This window comes from Reinekea blandensis MED297, from assembly GCF_000153185.1.
In the GTDB taxonomy this organism is placed as follows: domain Bacteria; phylum Pseudomonadota; class Gammaproteobacteria; order Pseudomonadales; family Natronospirillaceae; genus Reinekea; species Reinekea blandensis.
Window position 1 is genome coordinate 414,471 of the sequence record NZ_CH724153.1, and the last position, 17,430, is coordinate 431,900.

18 protein-coding genes are annotated in these 17,430 nt (G+C 52.3%); 17 read left to right on the forward strand and 1 reads right to left on the reverse strand.

Going from position 1 to position 17,430, the window contains the following annotated elements; all coding sequences use genetic code 11:
* Positions 1–56 precede the first annotated feature (56 nt).
* The 15 genes from flhA to MED297_RS16770 all read left to right on the forward strand — a co-directional run bounded on the left by flhA (position 57) and on the right by MED297_RS16770 (position 15,280).
* Entirely contained in the window at positions 57–2,273 is a 2,217-nt protein-coding gene (flhA, locus tag MED297_RS16700; RefSeq protein WP_008047015.1) for a flagellar biosynthesis protein FlhA, read from the forward strand.
* Between the two features lie 10 nt (positions 2,274–2,283).
* Positions 2,284–3,603: a flagellar biosynthesis GTPase FlhF gene (flhF, locus tag MED297_RS16705; RefSeq protein ID WP_008047017.1), complete on the forward strand. Its 1,320-nt coding sequence runs from the start codon at positions 2,284–2,286 to the stop codon at positions 3,601–3,603.
* Between the two features lie 112 nt (positions 3,604–3,715).
* Positions 3,716–4,540 carry a MinD/ParA family protein gene (locus MED297_RS16710; RefSeq protein ID WP_008047018.1) on the forward strand — a complete coding sequence of 275 codons (825 nt, stop codon included), beginning with the start codon at positions 3,716–3,718 and terminating at the stop codon, positions 4,538–4,540.
* Between the two features lie 22 nt (positions 4,541–4,562).
* The gene (locus MED297_RS16715) at positions 4,563–5,279 is read left to right on the forward strand and encodes an RNA polymerase sigma factor FliA (protein ID WP_008047020.1); all 717 of its coding nucleotides are present in this window, start codon (positions 4,563–4,565) and stop codon (positions 5,277–5,279) included.
* A gap of 273 nt (positions 5,280–5,552) precedes the next feature.
* The gene (gene cheY / locus MED297_RS16720; RefSeq protein WP_008047023.1) at positions 5,553–5,927 is read left to right on the forward strand and encodes a chemotaxis response regulator CheY; all 375 of its coding nucleotides are present in this window, start codon (positions 5,553–5,555) and stop codon (positions 5,925–5,927) included.
* A gap of 33 nt (positions 5,928–5,960) precedes the next feature.
* Positions 5,961–6,863, forward strand: a complete 903-nt coding sequence (locus MED297_RS16725; protein ID WP_008047024.1) for a protein phosphatase CheZ — start codon at positions 5,961–5,963, stop codon at positions 6,861–6,863.
* 11 nt (positions 6,864–6,874) lie between these two features.
* The gene (locus MED297_RS16730) at positions 6,875–9,082 is read left to right on the forward strand and encodes a chemotaxis protein CheA (protein WP_008047025.1); all 2,208 of its coding nucleotides are present in this window, start codon (positions 6,875–6,877) and stop codon (positions 9,080–9,082) included.
* A 66-nt stretch (positions 9,083–9,148) separates the two neighbouring features.
* Positions 9,149–10,177, forward strand: coding sequence for a protein-glutamate methylesterase/protein-glutamine glutaminase (locus tag MED297_RS16735; protein WP_008047028.1), 1,029 nt, complete (start codon positions 9,149–9,151; stop codon positions 10,175–10,177).
* 74 nt (positions 10,178–10,251) lie between these two features.
* Positions 10,252–10,986, forward strand: coding sequence for a flagellar motor protein (locus MED297_RS16740; RefSeq protein ID WP_008047029.1), 735 nt, complete (start codon positions 10,252–10,254; stop codon positions 10,984–10,986).
* Positions 10,983–11,744: a flagellar motor protein MotB gene (locus tag MED297_RS16745; protein WP_008047030.1), complete on the forward strand. Its 762-nt coding sequence runs from the start codon at positions 10,983–10,985 to the stop codon at positions 11,742–11,744. Before MED297_RS16740 ends, MED297_RS16745 begins: the two co-directional genes overlap by 4 nt.
* A 9-nt stretch (positions 11,745–11,753) precedes the next feature.
* Positions 11,754–12,521 (forward strand): ParA family protein, encoded by a 768-nt coding sequence (locus tag MED297_RS16750; RefSeq protein ID WP_008047031.1) that lies wholly within the window; start codon positions 11,754–11,756, stop codon positions 12,519–12,521.
* Between the two features lie 126 nt (positions 12,522–12,647).
* Entirely contained in the window at positions 12,648–13,487 is an 840-nt protein-coding gene (locus MED297_RS16755) for a chemotaxis protein CheW (RefSeq protein WP_008047032.1), read from the forward strand.
* Between the two features lie 79 nt (positions 13,488–13,566).
* Positions 13,567–14,046: a chemotaxis protein CheW gene (locus MED297_RS16760; RefSeq protein WP_008047033.1), complete on the forward strand. Its 480-nt coding sequence runs from the start codon at positions 13,567–13,569 to the stop codon at positions 14,044–14,046.
* Positions 14,047–14,117: 71 nt separating this feature from the next.
* Entirely contained in the window at positions 14,118–14,537 is a 420-nt protein-coding gene (locus MED297_RS16765) for a hypothetical protein (protein WP_008047034.1), read from the forward strand.
* A complete protein-coding gene (locus MED297_RS16770; protein ID WP_083779465.1) occupies positions 14,510–15,280 on the forward strand; it encodes an MlaA family lipoprotein in 771 nt (256 codons plus the stop codon). The genes MED297_RS16765 and MED297_RS16770 overlap by 28 nt, the downstream gene beginning before the upstream one ends.
* A gap of 8 nt (positions 15,281–15,288) precedes the next feature.
* Here MED297_RS16770 and MED297_RS16775 read toward each other — a convergent pair whose 3' ends face one another.
* Positions 15,289–15,591 carry a PilZ domain-containing protein gene (locus MED297_RS16775; protein WP_008047038.1) on the reverse strand — a complete coding sequence of 101 codons (303 nt, stop codon included), beginning with the start codon at positions 15,589–15,591 and terminating at the stop codon, positions 15,289–15,291.
* A 144-nt stretch (positions 15,592–15,735) separates the two neighbouring features.
* Between MED297_RS16775 and MED297_RS16780 the strand changes: the two genes are divergently transcribed.
* Together MED297_RS16780 and MED297_RS16785 are read left to right on the forward strand one after the other, a co-directional pair.
* Positions 15,736–16,929, forward strand: a complete 1,194-nt coding sequence (locus tag MED297_RS16780; protein WP_008047040.1) for a response regulator — start codon at positions 15,736–15,738, stop codon at positions 16,927–16,929.
* A 3-nt stretch (positions 16,930–16,932) separates the two neighbouring features.
* Positions 16,933–17,427 (forward strand): STAS domain-containing protein, encoded by a 495-nt coding sequence (locus MED297_RS16785; protein WP_008047043.1) that lies wholly within the window; start codon positions 16,933–16,935, stop codon positions 17,425–17,427.
* Positions 17,428–17,430: the final 3 nt, after the last annotated feature.

Here is a 17,430-nt window from a genome sequence, read left to right on the forward strand (position 1 = left end):
GGCCCGATCTTTGCGATAGTCATCGTTAAATCTATGATTTGACTGAATTTTGACGAATGGCTTTATTTGATAACGTTCGCTCTGCCGGACAACAAATACGCAATGTGGACGGCCAGGCGGTCCTGCGAAATACCGGGGCCGGTGCACGTGTCGCCGGGCAACGATTGCTCGGTGTCCCGTTGATGCTCCTAATGTTGCTCGGGTTGATGACGCTGCCCGTCCCAACGTTCGTTCTGGATACCTTTTTTACCTTTAACATTGCGTTGGCCATCGTGGTGTTATTGGTCACCATCTACGTTTTACGACCTCTGGATTTTGCCGTGTTCCCCAGCATTTTGCTGGTGGCAACACTCCTTCGTTTATCTCTGAATGTCGCTTCAACCCGAGTGGTTCTGATGTATGGTCACGAAGGTGGCGATGCCGCCGGTAAAGTGATCGAGGCCTTCGGCGAAGTGCTCATCGGTGGAAACTATGCCGTGGGCCTGGTGGTGTTTGCCATCCTGATGATCATTAACTTCGTGGTGGTCACCAAAGGTGCCGGTCGTGTATCCGAAGTCAGTGCTCGCTTTACCCTGGACGCCATGCCCGGTAAACAGATGGCCATCGATGCGGACTTGAACGCCGGACTCATTGACGCCGATACGGCGAAACTCCGACGCTCTGAAATTGCCCAGGAAGCGGACTTCTATGGTTCGATGGACGGTGCTTCTAAGTTTGTTCGCGGTGATGCGGTGGCAGGTATTCTCATCCTGCTCATTAACATCGTAGGCGGCTTGTTGATCGGCATGATGCAGCATGATCTGGAGTTTGGCGATGCGGTTCAGAAGTACGCGCTGTTGACCATTGGTGACGGCCTCGTTGCCCAGATTCCGGGGCTTTTGCTGTCGGTTGCCGCCGCCATCATGGTGACGCGCAACAGCAGCAGTGAGGAAATCGGCGACCAGGTTATTCACCAGATGTTTGCCACTCCACGTGCTCTTGGTATAACCGGCTTTGTACTCTTTGCCATGGGGATTCTGCCCGGCATGCCGCACCTGGTATTCCTGGGTTTGGCGTTGATCTGTGCGCTGGTGGCTTTGTGGATCCACATGCGTGCGAAGCAGGAAACCGGTGAGCCGATACTGCCGATGAAAAGCGGTGCTTTGCCAAAAACCGGTGGTGCCGGAGGCGGTAAGCTGGACGGTCCGCCGCCCGTAGTTGAATCGCCTGCCGATACTAAGGAGCTGAGTTGGGACGACGTGCAACCGGTGGACATCATCGGCCTCGAGGTCGGTTACCGGTTGATTCCGCTGGTGGATCGTTCACAAGGTGGTCAGGTTCTCGGGCGCATCAAAGGCATTCGTAAGAAGCTGTCGCAGGAGTTGGGGTTTCTGGTACCGAGCATCCACATCCGCGATAATCTCGACCTGATGCCAAACGTCTATCAATTGACGTTGATGGGTGTCGCGGTCGCCGATGGCGAAGTTTATCCGGATCGAGAGTTAGCTATTAACCCGGGGCAGGTGTTCGGCCCCTTAGACGGAGTTAAAACGGTAGACCCCGCCTTTGGCTTGGAAGCGACCTGGATTGCAGCCACTGAAAAAGACAAAGCACAAACGCTCGGCTACACCGTTGTAGATGCTTCGACCGTTGTTGCCACGCATGTCAATCATGTGTTGTCTCAGCATGCCTATGAACTGCTCGGTCACGAAGAAGTTCAGCAAATGGTCGATCTGTTAGCCAAGCATTCACCCAAACTCGCGGAAGAGCTGGTACCCAACTCACTGAGTCTCAGTCAGTTGCTCAAAGTGCTGCAGAACCTGTTGATTGAAGAAGTACCGATTCGGGACATGCGAACGATTGCCGAGTCCATTACCAATCATCAACCCAAGACACAGGACATTGGTGTGTTAACCAACGCAGCGCGGATGGGGCTGTCTCGGCTGATCATTCAGAGCATTATCGGCAACGAAAAAGAGATCCCGGTGGTGACGTTGGATCGCGGATTGGAACAGCTGTTGCATAAGACTGTTCAACAGGCCGGCGCTGATGGAAATCTTGACAGTGTCGCTCTGGAACCAGGAATGGCGGATCGGCTGCAGAACTCATTACAAGAGATGGTGCAGAAGCTGGACAGCGAAGGTAAGCCGGCGATCCTGCTGGTGGCCGCACCACTGCGTATGCTGCTCGCACGATTCGTTCGGCATGGTGTGCCCAATCTGAAAGTTCTGAGTTTTCAGGAAATTCCGGACAACAAACACATAACCATTGTGGCGACCGTTGGCGGTCAATGAGGATTAACGGATGAAAGTTAAGCGTTTTACCGTCGCAAACATGCAGGTCGGTCTGAAGACGATTTCTGAGACGCTGGGACCTGAAGCAGTCATTCTTTCGAATCGTCGACTCAGTGACGGACTGGAAATCGTCGCCGGTGTCGAAGAGGCCGACTACGCCCGTTACGTGGACAGCCTGCCACCGCAGGAGGCGCCTGCTTCGGATATCATTAAAGCGGATCCGGAGTCGACACAGCCGTTGGATCAGGAAACCATGCAGCAGCTGTTTTCTGTTATGTCGGATAAAAACAAGCGAGCTTTTGGTCAAACACCCAGCCAAACGGCTGCAGAATCAAGGTCCAAACCAGCACAGAATCAGTCACCAGCACCAGCAAAAGCCACCAGGGTCGAATCACTGCCCGATCGGCACGATGAAAAACCGAACGATTCCGATCGACGTTCCTTTGAGTTGCTTCGTCAGGAAATTGACGGCTTGAAGGTTTTGCTCAAAGAACAAACAGAACAGCTCAAAGAACCGACGCCTTCGGTCAATATGTCGGTGCAATATGAACGACTTGAAGCAAGATTGCAGGCACTGGGTTTCAGTGGCGCCTTTATCCGTAAGTTGTTAACGCATTATGATCGTGAAGAGTCCCTCGATACCAACTGGCGTCAGTTAATGGGGCGCATCGCGACCGCGTTGCCTGCGCCGTTATATGAGCCAATGAGCCAAGGTGGTGTCTTCGCCTTGACCGGCCCAACCGGAGCCGGCAAGACCACGACCATTGCTAAACTTGCCGCGCATGCTGTGAAAAAGCAGGGGGCTGAGTCGGTTGCGGTTGTTTCGATGGATTGGTTTCAGGTTGGCGGGCAGGAAATTCTGAAATCGGTGACCGATATCCTGGGTGTTGATTTTTATCCGCTCACCGAACAGGATTCGTTACAGAAGACATTGCAACGCCTGTCATCGAAAAGCCTGGTGTTGATCGATACCAGCGGCAGCGCGGATGCGCTGAAGCACTGGAATCAGCAAACATCCAATGGCGCATTGGCAAACCGTATTCAGTCGTTACTGGTATTACCGGCTACGATGACACCGTCGGCGGTCAGTCAGTTTATCAGTCAATTACGCGGACCCCGGTTTCATGGTGTGGTTTTGTCAAAAGTTGATGAGTCAGCAAGCTTTGGTGGCGCGCTGGAACCGGTGTTGAGGAATCGATGGCCGTTATGGTACATCACGACAGGACAGAATATCCCGCAGGACATTGAAGTCGCCGATGGCCGCCAATTAACGCGTCGTCTGGTCAAGGGCTTGACTCAGGAGTCGACCCGGCTGGCGGATGTCGGCTGATGAAAGAGCGTGCTCAGGAACAGTGGTCGAAAGACATTTGTATAAATGCCGGAATCGGACAGCAAATTTCGAAGGCTGATCTATACTGTCGGGAGTTTGGAAATTGAAGGTAATGAACGGTTTGAATCCAGTACAGGTAGTCTCAGTCACCGGTGGTAAAGGTGGTGTCGGCAAAAGCAATGTTTCGGTGAACTTGGCCATTGGCTTGGCCGAACAGGGCAAGCGTGTAGTGCTGTTGGATGCGGATCTTGGGTTGGCAAATCTGGATATATTGCTCGGGTTGTCCGTCAACCGGAATATTGCCGATGTTTTAAATGGGGAAGCTCAATTATCCGACGTGATGGTTGAAGGCCCTGCCGGAATTAAAATTATTCCAGCCTCTTCAGGCACCCAGCAGATGGCGAATCTCGGTGAAGTAGAACATGCCGGTATCATTTCAGCCTTCAGCGAGCTGGGCGACTTTATCGACGTTCTGATCATCGACACAGCAGCCGGTATTTCAAAAACGGTGACCAGTTTTGTTCGGGCAACTCAGGAAGCCCTGGTCGTAGTCACCGACGAACCGACGTCTATTACTGATGCTTATGCATTGATTAAGGTACTCAACCGCGATTGCCGAATGAACCGATTCAGAATCGTCTCAAATATGGTGAGAACGCCGAAAGAAGGGCAGTTGCTCTACAATAAACTGGTTAAAGTGACAGACCGTTTTCTGGATGTGTCGCTTCAGTATTGTGGCTCCATTCCGATGGATGAAGCTGTGCGCAAAGCTGTACAGCGGCAAAAAGCCGTTCTCGAAGCCTATCCCCGTTCAAAAGCGGCGGTGGCTTACCGAACATTGGCACAGCGCGTGGCGCAGTGGCCACTGCCCAGCACGCCAAAGGGCAATCTTGAGTTCTTTGTGGAGCGGTTAATCCAGGGTCCCGGAGCCGCCTGATATGTCTGTTCAGAGTTATGCTATGTATGAAACGAAGCGCAGTCCGAATTATGAACAGTTAATTGAAGACTATGGCGTTCTGGTCAAGCGGATTGCGCATCACCTCTTGGCTCGTCTGCCCGACAGTGTTCACGTAGAAGATCTTATTCAATCCGGGATGATTGGCCTGTTTGAAGCAGCGGCCAATTATGATCAGAGTAAAGGCGCCAGTTTTGAAACCTATGCAGGGATCCGGATTCGAGGATCCATGCTGGATGAAATACGCAAAGGTGACTGGATCCCCCGGTCGGTTCACCGTAATTCCCGTCGCATATCAGATGCCATCCACACCGTGGAGATGCGTGAAGGACGGGATGCACAGGATCATGAGGTGGCTCAAGAACTGGGCGTCTCTTTGGATGAATACTACACTCTGATGAAAGACACGCAGGGGTCACGACTGTTCAGTTTTGAAGAACTGGTCGATAACAGCCCCTCGGATCATCACGAAAATCGTCCGGATGCGTCAGAGGGCATGGCCCCGCATTCTGGTCATCAGAGCAGTCAGATGAATGACCAGCTGGTTGAAGCGATTAAAGCTCTGCCGGAGCGGGAGCAGATCGTTCTGTCTCTCTACTATGAAGAAGAGCTGAACCTGAAAGAGATCGGTGCCGTACTCGGGGTTAGTGAGTCCAGGGTCAGTCAGATCCACTCACAGGCAACGTTGCGGCTGCGTTCAAAAATGCGTGACTGGGTATAAATCGAAGGCGGTTCCCATTACTATCTCCCCCCGGTTGTGTCCGGAACTCTCCGGCACTGACGATTTTCATTTTTCTGTTAATTTTTTAACTTTAAGGTCGATACAACACTCAGTTGTAACGGGCAGGTGAACTGTATCTATGCATCAAGGTCTGGTGGAGTGCCGCTAACGGCTCTTTGCTTGTAAAAACTGGCTAGGTTTGATGCAGGGTCTATTATAACTAAGGTAGCGACTGTCCGGATAAGGCTATAGGAGGTCATCTTGGATAAAAACATGAAAATTCTGGTTGTTGATGATTTTTCGACGATGCGACGTATCGTTAAAAATCTGCTGCGCGACCTGGGTTTTACCAATACACATGAGGCGGATGATGGAACCTCTGCCTGGCCGATGCTGCAGAGCGGAGATTTTGACTTCGTTGTGACCGATTGGAACATGCCGGGTATGACCGGGATTGAGCTGTTACAGAAGATCCGGGCGGATGAGCGGCTGAAAAGTGTGCCGGTCCTGATGGTCACCGCCGAGGCGAAACGAGATCAGATTGTTGCGGCGGCGCAAGCTGGCGTTAACGGTTATGTCGTCAAGCCTTTCACGGCAGCCGCTCTGAAAGAGAAAATCGAAAAGATTTTTGAGCGCGTAGACGGCTGATACCGTGTTTTGCGTAAACAAACGGGGGTAGGTATGAGTGATGTCACTCAGGGACCGGAAGAGTTTACGGCGTTACTGAAAGAACGGGCGCCGCGCCTGGTCGAACACGTCGACTCGGGCAATATTGATGCAGCCATTAATGTGTTGGTTGAACTGCAGCACGCCCGGACTCCGGAACTGTCGGCAGAGCATGATGTTATGGAGTTGTTACGCGAGAAAGCGCTGTTGCTCCATGATCGGATCTCCGATGGAAATTATGAAGATGCACTGGTCACATTGCAGGACATGCAGAATGTCCGGGACCGGGGCTTGTATCAGGAAGTTGGAAGACTGACCCGTGCGCTGCATGACGCCATCACCAACTTTCATATCGATTCCTCCAAGGGCGAAGAAATTTCCGAAATGACTGACGCGACCGATCGGTTGAGCTATGTGGTCGAATTGACGGATAAGGCGGCCAATAAAACGCTCGACCTCGTCGAAGAAAGCCTGCCGATGGCCGATGCGTTGAGGGAAGAAGCCGGGGAGTTGAAGCGCGAGTGGGAGCGATTGGTTGCACGCGATATGACCCCGGACGAGTTTCGTAAACTGTATTGGCGTTTGGACGAGTATTTTAAACGACTGGACTCTGATGCCAGCCAGCTATCGGGCAACATGACCGAAATACTGTTGGCACAGGACTTTCAGGATTTAACCGGACAGGTCATTAACAAAGTGACCGGCCTGGTGAAAGAAGTGGAAGCCAGTTTGGTGGATCTGGTCTTTATGGCCAGTCAGGTAGAAGCGATTACCGGAATTGTCACAAAAGGTGAAGATACCGAAGTGCCAGCCGATAAAGATGCAAAGGGTCATGGTCCTCAAATACATAAAGATCAGGAAGATGTGATGGCCAGTCAGGATGACGTTGACGACCTGTTGTCGAGTTTGGGTTTTTAAGGGGCAAGCAAATGGGCTTCGAAGCGGATGACGAAATTCTTCAGGATTTTCTGGTGGAAGCCGGAGAAATTCTTGAACAGTTATCTGAACAACTGGTCGAACTGGAAAACGCACCAGAAGATCAGGACCTGCTGAATGCAATTTTCCGGGGTTTTCATACGGTAAAAGGGGGCGCCGGCTTCCTGCAACTGACCGAGCTGGTTGATTGTTGCCATGCCGCGGAAAATGTTTTTGATACGCTGCGCAATGGCCATCGGGTCGTGGATTCCGACTTAATGGATACTGTGCTCAAGGCGCTGGACGCGGTCAACGATATGTTCAGCAGCGTTAAGCATGGTGATGCATTAACGCCGGCTGATCCTGAGCTGATTGAAGTGCTCCATTTTTATGCAAAGCCTCAGGCCGAAACCGAAGGGCAACCCATACCGGGCGCAGACGTTGTTGAAAGTGCTCCTGCTGAACCCTCTGCGTCTGACGATACCACCGCCGAAGAACCTGTGGCCGGAGGGGAGCCCGGCGATGACATCACTGACTCCGAGTTTGAACAACTGCTCGATGCCATCACTGAAGGGGCGGATGAGCAGCCCCCAGCGGAATCAGGCGCCGCCTCCGCGGATTCTGGCAGCAGTGCAGGGGGCGAAGATGAAATTACAGAAGAAGAGTTTGAAGCTCTGCTCGATCAGCTGCATGGCAAGGGGAAAATGACCGTTGGTTCGGCCGATTCTGCATCGGAAACACAGCCCGTGTCTGAGCCACCAGAAGCCTCGTCTTCGAAGTCATCATCAGACTCAGACGAGATTACAGACGACGAGTTCGAAGCCTTACTGGATCAACTTCACGGTAAAGGCAAGTTCAGTGTGGAAAATGGCGCGGAATCGACGTCAGAACCCAAAGCACCAACGCCACCGCCTGAGCCACCCAAAGCAGAGGTGCCCGCTGCTTCACCGGCAGCAACCAAAGCAGAGCCTGAAAAAGTTGAACCGGAGAAATCTGCAGCACCTCGTGGTAATAGCGCAGCAGCGAAGGCACCGGCAAAACCGTCCAGCAGTTCGCAGGACACAACGGTACGAGTCGATACCCAGCGTCTTGACGACATCATGAACATGGTCGGCGAGTTGGTGTTGGTGAGAAACCGGTTGGTTCGTCTGGGTGCCGAGCTTGAAAATGAGAGTCTCCAAAAAGCCGTCGGCAACTTGAATGTGGTGACTGCTGACTTACAGACGTCCGTCATGAAAACCCGAATGCAACCGATCAAAAAAGTGTTTGGTCGTTTTCCACGAGTGGTTCGGGACCTGGCGAGAAGCCTGAAAAAAGAAGTGAATCTCGAACTGGTTGGAGAAGACACCGATTTGGATAAAAATCTGGTGGACGCCCTGGCCGATCCGTTAGTGCATTTGGTACGCAACTCGGTGGACCATGGCGTTGAAGCACCCGATGTCCGTGAAGCTAATGGTAAACCGCGTATGGGACGGATTGTCCTGTCAGCTCAGCAGGAAGGGGACCATATTCTGCTGACAATTTCTGACGATGGCGGCGGCATGGACCCCGATAAACTGCGAGCCATCGCCGTTAAGCGTGGGGTGATGGATCAGGACTCTGCGGACCGGTTGAGTGATAAAGAATGCTTTAACCTGATTTTTGCTCCTGGCTTCAGTACTAAAACGGAAATTTCAGATGTTTCCGGCCGCGGTGTCGGCATGGATGTGGTGAAAACCAAGATATCGCAACTCAACGGAACCATCGACATTGAATCGGCCATGGGGCAAGGCACGGTTATCAATATTAAGGTGCCGCTAACCTTGGCGATTATGCCAACCCTGATGGTGATGTTGCAGAATCAGGCGTTTGCGCTGCCACTGGTGAGTGTGAATGAAATTTTTCATCTGGATCTTTCACAAACCAATGTGGTTGATGGCCGCGAGGTGGTGATTGTCCGAGGAAAACCGATTCCGCTTTATTATCTGAAGCGCTGGCTCATTCGAGGCTATGTCGGATCGGGTGACGATGGGCAGAGCGGGCACGTGGTAGTGGTCTCGGTTGGCACGCAAAGCGTTGGTTTTGTCGTTGACCAGTTGATTGGCCAGGAAGAGGTCGTCATTAAGCCGCTGGGTGAAATGTTGCAGGGTACAGACGGAATGGCCGGTGCAACCATTACCGGCGACGGCCGGATTGCGCTGATATTAGACGTTCCCAGTCTTTTAAAAGCCCATGCAGCTTAAGAGGTCGGTGGCGCGTGTGTCTGCACGTAAAATCGGTCCGGTGACAATGAACAGGAGAGGATTTTAATGGGCATTGGGGTGTTAATTGTTGATGACTCTTCTTTTTTTCGTCAACAGATCAAGGCCATCATCAATGCTCATCCGCAACTGACCGTTGTTGGTGAGGCCAGTAACGGTCGGGAAGCCATTGAGAAAGCCATCAGACTGAAACCGTCCGTGATCACCATGGACTACGAAATGCCCATGATGGATGGCATTTCGGCCGTGCGCGAGATCATGCGACAGCAGCCGACACCCATTCTTATGTTTTCATCGCTGACGTTGAAAGGCGCCCGCGTAACGCTGGATGCATTAGACGCGGGTGCTGTCGATTTTCTGCCCAAGAGTTATGAGCGCGTCTCAGGCAGTAACTCGAGTCTGAAACAGGTACTGGTCGATAAGTTGCTGACGCTGGCGAAGGCCAGTTCGGCGCAACAAACAACGCCTGCGGCACCGCCGGCGAAGTCGACCGCTTCAACCAAGCGATATAATCAGAAATTTGATCTGGTCCTGATCGGGACATCAACGGGCGGTCCCGTTGCATTACAGAAGGTTCTAACACAGTTGCCGGCTGGCTTTCCGTCGCCGATTCTGCTGATCCAGCACATGCCCGGATCGTTTACCGGTGCGTTTGCCGAGCGCTTGAACACACAGTGTCGGATACGGGTAAAAGAAGCACGTGACGGCGAAGTACTGAGAGCGGGAGAAGCCTACCTCGCTCCCGGTGGCATGCAAATGATGCTGAGCGGCAAAGGAAAGCTTAAGATTTTTGAAGGCGATGCTCGCTTGAACTACAAACCCAGCGTTGATTTAACCTTTGGCAGCGCCGTTAAGTATTACAGCAAGCACTGTTTGGCTCTGGTGTTGACGGGCATGGGTGCTGACGGGCGTGAAGGTGCGCGTTTATTAAAACAGGCCGGAAGTGTCGTCTGGGCGCAGGAAGGGCGCACCTGTGTGATTGATGGCATGCCTTCTGCAGTAGTGAAAGCGAATCTGGCAGATGAGGTCGTTCCCTTGCCGGAAATCGCGAAGCGACTGGCAGAAGTTGTCCGCTAAGGTTGCCACCTGCTATGGCAGCATGTCGGCCAGACGCTACGCTGTGTAGTTAAAGAATACAGGGTGGACACATCATGTTGGCATTGGCAGGCCTGCTATTGGCTTGGTTTGCGGTTTTTGGCGGGCATCTTCTGGAAGGAGGTCAGGCCGGATCGCTGAGTAATTTTCCGGCGGCGCTGATCGTACTGGGCGGTACCTTGGCCGCGGGAATGATTCAGGCGGCTCCCCGTACATGGCGTACCGCCTGGACATTGTTTCCGGCCATCTTCTGGCGCAATCATCTGGATTCCGAACAAACTCTGCTCAAACTGGTTCGATGGTGCCAACTGGCCCGCCGTAGCGGTCCTCTCAGCTTGGATCCTGAGTCAGGCAAAGAACCCGATCCGTTCCTCAGGTTAGGCCTTCAGTTAATTGTCGATGGCGCTGACAAGGACAAGCTTCGCCATAATCTGACCATTGCCACGGAAGCGCGGGAAAACGAATGGCTCAAAGGGGCTGACTTTTTCGACTCTCTTGGTGGTTATGCGCCCACGATGGGAATCATCGGTGCGGTGCTTGGGCTGATACAGGTCATGACTCAGATCGAAGATACCCAGGCAATCGGGTTGGGCATTGCGACAGCCTTTGTTGCGACGATTTATGGTGTGGGTTTAGCCAATTTGTTTTTTCTGCCTGTAGCGGGTCGGTTACGCAGCGAGGCAATGACCCGGTCACAGCAGGAAGAAATGGCACTTGATGGGTTGTTGTCGATCCTCGATGGTGAAAACCCACGAATGCTGGAAAGGCGTTTGCGGGAGTACCGGCTATGAACCAGTCACGTCGACAGAAATTTGCCGGAAACGTGGACCGGGAGCACCGTTGGATTCTGTCTTACGCAGACTTTCTGACGCTGTTGTTCGCCTTTTTTGCGTTTTTATTTTCAATCAGTTCTCTACAGAATGATAAGTTTCAGGAAGTCAGCGCGACGTTGTTGCAAATCTTTGATGTTCGCCCCAGTAGCGTCGACCCGATCGAACTCAATGCCACACCGACAGGTCCGGATGTGTTTAACCCCTTTTTTCGGCCCGAACCCCTGCCGGGAACGAACATCGACAACGCCAACAGTGAAGTCTATGCGCAGGAGTCTTCTCTGCTTGATATTCAGGCGCAACTGAGCGATGCCTATGCGCAGATGATTCAGGATCGGCTTTTCAGTGTCAGTGGTAACGAGTCCTGGATTGAAATTCAATTAGCAAATTCAATTACATTTTCTGACAATTCCGCCGATATAAATGATCAGGCAGAGGCGGTTCTTTACGAGCTGGCAAAATTGCTCCAGGGGAATGCTTTGCCGGTGCGGGTTGAGGGCTACAGTGGAGCCTCTGAAGTCCGGGGCTGGGAGCTTTCATCCAGCCGAGCGGTTGCCGTTGTTGAGTATCTGCAGCGAGCAGGAGTTGCCGGAGAGCGATTGTCATCGGCGGCGTTTTCTTCGTATCAGCCGTCGGGCGAAGGAGATCTGACTCCGGGTCGAATTCAAATCGTCGTTGCTGGTTTTTCAGGGATGAATCCTGAAGCCAGATCGAATTAAAGGTGAATTATGCACGTCTGGTCTATTGCCAATCAAAAAGGTGGAGTCGGTAAGACGACTTCGGTGGTGTCGTTGGGAGCACTATTAGCCCAACAGGGGCATCGCGTCCTGGTCTTTGATCTGGATCCGCAGGGGTCATTGACCAGCTATTTCAGACACAATCCGGACGAGATGGAACACAGCGCGTTCGATCTGTTTATGCACGGTGGAAAAATCCCGGACGATGTCCTGGAGAATGTCATCTTACCCACGTCAATCGAAGGGATGGACATGATTCCGGCGTCGACGGCGCTGGCAACTCTTGAGCGGAATGTCAGCCAACAGGATGGTATGGGGCTGGTTGTGTCGAAAACCCTGGCGAAGCTCTGGGATCAATATGACTACGCCTTGATCGATACGCCGCCTTTGCTTGGGGTGTTGTTGATTAACTCACTCGCAGCCTGCAAAAAATTATTAGTACCCGTTCAGACTGAGTTCCTCGCTCTGAAGGGGCTTGAACGGATGGTTCACACCATTCGTATGGTCATGCGATCTCAGCAAAGAGACCTGGAATATCTGGTGATTCCCACCATGTTCGATCGGCGAACCGCCGCGTCGGTTAAGACGCTCAAAACCTTGCGTGAGCAGTACGATGGGCACATTTGGCATACGGCCATTCCTGTAGACACCCGTCTGCGCGATGCCAGTCGGGAGGGTAAAGCTATCAGTCAGATAGATCCGGAATCCCGATCAGCGCGGGCGTATCGCTTGTTGTTAAAAAATATTGTGGAGAACTGACATGGGTCGACGCAGTCTTTGTCAGGTCTGGAGGGCGTGTTTTTCGATGAGCGCGAGATGGAGTCCGGTCGTGGAAGCGGCGGATAAATACCCCCTGAATCGCTTTTGGAACCGGGTTTCCTGATCATGTCGTCAAAACCCACCAAAACTAAAACTCGAAGCGCGCCTTCAATCGCCAGCAAACTGGCGGTCATGTCGTATCTCGACGATATGCTGCACGAAGCGACCTCTATGCCGGAAACCCGGCTGGACGATATCGCTGAGATCTCAGAGCCAGAGGTTGAACCGGCCATAGATGATTCGGAAGAGGTGTTCGCTCAGCCAGAGCCGCAACCGGAGCCAGAGCCGGAACCCGAACCAGAGCCACAACCAGAACCAAAGCCAGAGCCGGAACCAGAGTTCAGACCGGAGTCTGTACCTGAGCCAGAACCTGTTCAACTCGAATCAACGACCGTTCAGGATCAGGTGATCACTGACGTCCAGGTTTCCGCCGAGCCAGGGCCTCCGGTATGGCAGAAAAACGGTCGGCCAGCCTGGGGACAAGAGCGTTTTGACTGTTTGGTGTTTTCAGTCAATGGTCTCAAGTTAGCGGTTCCATTATTATTGCTCGGCAACATTCACCCGCTGGAGCGGGATCTGACGCCATTGTTCGACCAGCCCGATTGGTTTTTAGGATTGTTACCCGTTGCCGGTGAACGGAATATTCGCGTTGTAGACACGGCCGCACTGGTTATGCCGGAGCGATATGATCCGGAACAAGCGGAAACACTGGGCTATGCTATTGGAGTGCACGGTTCCGATTGGGCATTTGGTGCTCATGTTATCGAAGGTTCCGTGTCTCTTGAGCCGGACGAAGTTAAATGGCGTTCACGGCGAACTTCTCGCCCTTGGTTAGCCGGCACCGTCATTTCTCAGATGTGTGCTTTGATTGACATGGACGCGTTTGCACAGATACTCAGAGGTTGATTGGCAACCTTAAGAAACTCTACTGCGAGCCGATAAATAGTGAACTATAGTAAACCATCATGTGTGTGGAGGATGTACGATGACAGCACAGACGGCTAAAGCTGGTGACGACCCGATTCTGCAATGGGTAACTTTCCGGCTGGAAAACGAGACTTATGGCATTAATGTCATGCAGGTCCGTGAAGTGCTGCGCTATAACGAAATAGCACCAGTACCCGGCGCACCTTCTTATGTACTTGGCATTATTAACCTGCGGGGTAATGTCGTTTCGGTTGTCGATACGCGTGAGCGGTTTGGGCTGGCTGGCACCGAGATTACCGATAATACACGTATTGTGATTTTGGAAACCGACTCACAAGTTGTTGGTATTCTTGTCGATGCGGTCGCTGAAGTGGTTTATCTGAGACAATCAGAAATCGAAACGGCGCCAAATGTCGGTAACGAAGATAACGCGCGATTCATTCAGGGTGTGAGTCATAAAAATGACGAGCTGTTGATTTTAATTGAAATCAAAAACCTGTTAACCGATGAAGAGTGGGCTGAAATTGCCGACATGTAAGGTCTGATTGAGAGTGGCGCATTTCCTGCATTAGTGGGAAGTGTGTCAATTTCTCAACGAGGCCTTGCAAAATGAACCTTTCATTCGGTTTTTTATCTGTTACTGTCACTGAACTTGTACTTCTGACAACGGTCTTGTTGCTAACCCTGTTGGTTGGTTTGGCGTTTCGGCGTATTCAGCGTCTGACGGCAGCTCTCGACCAACACCAGCGTCATTCGATGCGGGAAATCAAAATGGTGAATCAAGGGGCGATCGGTATTGGGCGTCGCTTGGCCACTCTTGAGAAGGGTCTGAAAAAGCCCGAAAAAGTCGCAGACTTTACGGCGATCCGGGCACAGGTGCTGGCACAACAGCCCAACGCGACCTCAGTTGTGAAACCTCATATTAAGGACACTGAGGAGGTGTCGTTTGATCAGCAACCACCGTCTCATCAGCGAACCAAAGCGGAACAGGCGCTGTCGGCATGGCTGAACGATTCGCAAAGTGCCTGACCTGCGTTGCTTTCCTGCTAGGGAGTCTGTTGCTTTCTGTTCCGGTACTCGCAGAGTCTGAAGACGACCCTTTCGAAGGCGTGAACCGGGTCGTTTTCCAGGTCAATGACACCCTTGACCGAACCGCAATCAAACCCTTGGCTAAGGTTTATCGCTTTATCATGCCGGACTTTGCCGAGCGCGGAGTCCGTAACGTCTTTTCCAATCTCGGCGAGATTCGCAATTTCGTACACAATGGCTTACAGGGCAAGCTCGATGGCAGCGCCCGGTCGGCGGGTCGTTTTCTGATTAATTCGACCGTTGGTATTGGCGGATTGTTTGATGTCGCTTCGGACATTGGCATCGTTCAAGCCCGTGAAGACCTGGGGCAAACTCTCGGCGTTTGGGGACTGAACTCCGGTCCTTATCTGGTTTTACCTCTACTGGGCCCATCAACGCTGCGGGACAGTCCAGGGGTTCTGGCCGACCCGCTACTCAGTCCCTTAACCCACGTGCCTCTGGAATGGCAAGCCAGGGTCGGGATTGGTGCCTTGGGTGGGTTGCAGACCCGGGCTGACCTGTTGTCGGCTGAATCAATGCTCAGCGGTGATCCTTACGTATTGTACCGTCAGGCTTACTTGTCGAAACGTGAGTACGATATTGCTGATGGTCGTCTTGAACGAGACGATTTTATCGACAGTGATCCCATCGGCTCAGAGGCCGATGAGTTCACCGATGAAGAGTTTCTCAGCGAAGAGTTCTGAGCTGTACGTCAATCGATGTTGTTAAGTTCCACACCCATTTCATATTCCGAGTCGCTGGCCTGATCGCAACGAATCACGGTGCCATCCGCGTCCATGGCGTTGAACTGTGCATTCGGCGAGGCGATGTTGACGTGAATGTCAGTACCCACAGCGATCGGCTGACTGGCGCGAATGGACATGCCGCCGGCACTGAGATCAATGCAGGTGACTTCAACGGTTTTGTCGCTGTTGATGGTGACCACGGCCGAGGCATTCATGGTCATACGGATAAAGTTTCGTTTTTCATCGTAAGGTCGATCATTCATGGCCATTTAGGATACCCACCTTTGTTGTTATCGTGCGCACAGGCTTAACCTTAATCGCAATCTCTGAGGGCTGTCAAAGAGTTGCGTTCAGAACGCAGTACGGCTAACTTTGTGCTGCATACACCATCAGTATCAGGCGGCACAGACAATATGGCCCTTAACGACGCAACTCTTCTGGTTGTCGAAGATGAAAAAGCAGTACGCGACTCCATTGTTGCCTATTTTGAAGACAGTGGGTATCACATTATCGAAGCCGCCAACGGGTCAGAGGGATTGACTCGGTTTGAAGAGTCCAAGCCGGATTTGGTGATCTGTGACCTGAGAATGCCCGGTATGGACGGGCTGCATCTGCTGAACCGAATCATGGAGTCGACCGACGAAACGCCGGTTATAGTGGTGTCCGGCGCCGGGGTCATGACGGACGTGGTGGAAGCGCTGCGCTTAGGTGCCGCGGATTATCTGATGAAGCCTGTGGTAGACCTGAGCGTTCTCGAGCATTCAGTCGAGCGCGCGCTGGAGCGCAGTCTGTTGTTCAAAGAAAACTATCGCTATCGACAGGAACTGGAACAGCGTAATCAGGAGCTGCAGGACCATGTCGATCGACTGAAGCTGGATCTTCAGGCGGGTCGGGCGGTGCAGCAGCGGCTGTTACCGCGATTCCAGCTTCAGCAAGGTGGTTATACCGTTCGGCATGACATGGAGCCCTCGACCTACCTGAGTGGCGATCTGGTCGATTATTTTGAGCTCGGCCCGAACCAGCTGGTCTTCTACATTGCGGATGTGTCCGGTCACGGCGCCAGTTCCGCCTTGATTACGCTGCTTATCAAGACTCAGATTGACCGGTATCGGGATGAACTCGAAAACGATACCTCTGACATTGTGACCAATCCGGGCCAGGTGTTGCGGCAGATCAACCTGGAGTTACTGAAGACTCAGACTGGTAAGCATGCCACCATGTTTTATGGTGTCATCGATACTCAGGAAGACCGTTTGGACTATGCCATTGCCGCTCACTTTCCTGCACCGGTCATTAGTTTCGAGCATGCCGGACAGGCAATCCAACCGGAAAGTCTGGCCGTAGGTTTATTTGACGATTCCGGGTATGAGACTCGGCACGTGTCTCTGAAGGGGTTCAGACAATTGACACTTCTATCGGATGGGATCTTTGAACTAATGGATGAGGCATCTTTATCGGAAAAAGAGGCACGGTTGCTTGAGTTAGGCACGGACCCCACTCATACTATGCACGATTATCTCGCCCGGTCGCGTCAGGTCGGTAAAACCGCCGATGCACCAGACGATATTACTGTTTTAACGGTTGAGAAATCTCAGCAAAGGTCGTAAGCAATGAGTAATGGTCGGGTATTGATGGCCAATCACCAGGGCAACTATGTGGTTAAGCTCACGGGTGATGTGCGAATGACATTGTGTACCACCATAGATACCTGCCTGAACACCATGGTTCAGGATCCAAGTTTTGAATCGGTTACGGTGGACGTCACCGAGGCCGATGGTATCGACAGCACCAGCCTGGGCTTGCTGGCCAAAATTTCACGACTGTCCACACCATTGATGGGCCATGTGCCGCTACTGGTGTCCGGTCATCCGGATATCACACGTGTGGTGGAGTCGATGGGGTTCCGGGATCGCGTGTATACGATTGTGTCGGATGCCGAACTCAACAAAGTTGGCCGTCTTAAGGAAGCCGACATTCAGCCTCTTGACGAATCCTCTGCGACCGAGCAGGTTCTTGAAGCTCACAAAATCCTCATGTCACTCAATGATAAAAATCGCAAAGCCTTCAAAGAGCTGGTTGAGTGCATCGAAAATCAAGTTAATTAAGGA

Excerpts from the sequence above, each read along its gene's own strand:
- flhA (WP_008047015.1), top strand. The coding sequence starts at position 57 with ATGGCTTTATTTGATAACGTTCGCTCTGCCGGACAACAAATACGCAAT.
- flhF (WP_008047017.1), top strand. The coding sequence starts at position 2,284 with ATGAAAGTTAAGCGTTTTACCGTCGCAAACATGCAGGTCGGTCTGAAG.
- MED297_RS16710 (WP_008047018.1), top strand. The coding sequence starts at position 3,716 with ATGAACGGTTTGAATCCAGTACAGGTAGTCTCAGTCACCGGTGGTAAA.
- MED297_RS16715 (WP_008047020.1), top strand. The coding sequence starts at position 4,563 with ATGTATGAAACGAAGCGCAGTCCGAATTATGAACAGTTAATTGAAGAC.
- cheY (WP_008047023.1), top strand. The coding sequence starts at position 5,553 with ATGAAAATTCTGGTTGTTGATGATTTTTCGACGATGCGACGTATCGTT.
- MED297_RS16725 (WP_008047024.1), top strand. The coding sequence starts at position 5,961 with ATGAGTGATGTCACTCAGGGACCGGAAGAGTTTACGGCGTTACTGAAA.
- MED297_RS16730 (WP_008047025.1), top strand. The coding sequence starts at position 6,875 with ATGGGCTTCGAAGCGGATGACGAAATTCTTCAGGATTTTCTGGTGGAA.
- MED297_RS16735 (WP_008047028.1), top strand. The coding sequence starts at position 9,149 with ATGGGCATTGGGGTGTTAATTGTTGATGACTCTTCTTTTTTTCGTCAA.
- MED297_RS16740 (WP_008047029.1), top strand. The coding sequence starts at position 10,252 with ATGTTGGCATTGGCAGGCCTGCTATTGGCTTGGTTTGCGGTTTTTGGC.
- MED297_RS16745 (WP_008047030.1), top strand. The coding sequence starts at position 10,983 with ATGAACCAGTCACGTCGACAGAAATTTGCCGGAAACGTGGACCGGGAG.
- MED297_RS16750 (WP_008047031.1), top strand. The coding sequence starts at position 11,754 with ATGCACGTCTGGTCTATTGCCAATCAAAAAGGTGGAGTCGGTAAGACG.
- MED297_RS16755 (WP_008047032.1), top strand. The coding sequence starts at position 12,648 with ATGTCGTCAAAACCCACCAAAACTAAAACTCGAAGCGCGCCTTCAATC.
- MED297_RS16760 (WP_008047033.1), top strand. The coding sequence starts at position 13,567 with ATGACAGCACAGACGGCTAAAGCTGGTGACGACCCGATTCTGCAATGG.
- MED297_RS16765 (WP_008047034.1), top strand. The coding sequence starts at position 14,118 with ATGAACCTTTCATTCGGTTTTTTATCTGTTACTGTCACTGAACTTGTA.
- MED297_RS16770 (WP_083779465.1), top strand. The coding sequence starts at position 14,510 with ATGGCTGAACGATTCGCAAAGTGCCTGACCTGCGTTGCTTTCCTGCTA.
- MED297_RS16775 (WP_008047038.1), bottom strand. The coding sequence starts at position 15,591 with ATGGCCATGAATGATCGACCTTACGATGAAAAACGAAACTTTATCCGT.
- MED297_RS16780 (WP_008047040.1), top strand. The coding sequence starts at position 15,736 with ATGGCCCTTAACGACGCAACTCTTCTGGTTGTCGAAGATGAAAAAGCA.
- MED297_RS16785 (WP_008047043.1), top strand. The coding sequence starts at position 16,933 with ATGAGTAATGGTCGGGTATTGATGGCCAATCACCAGGGCAACTATGTG.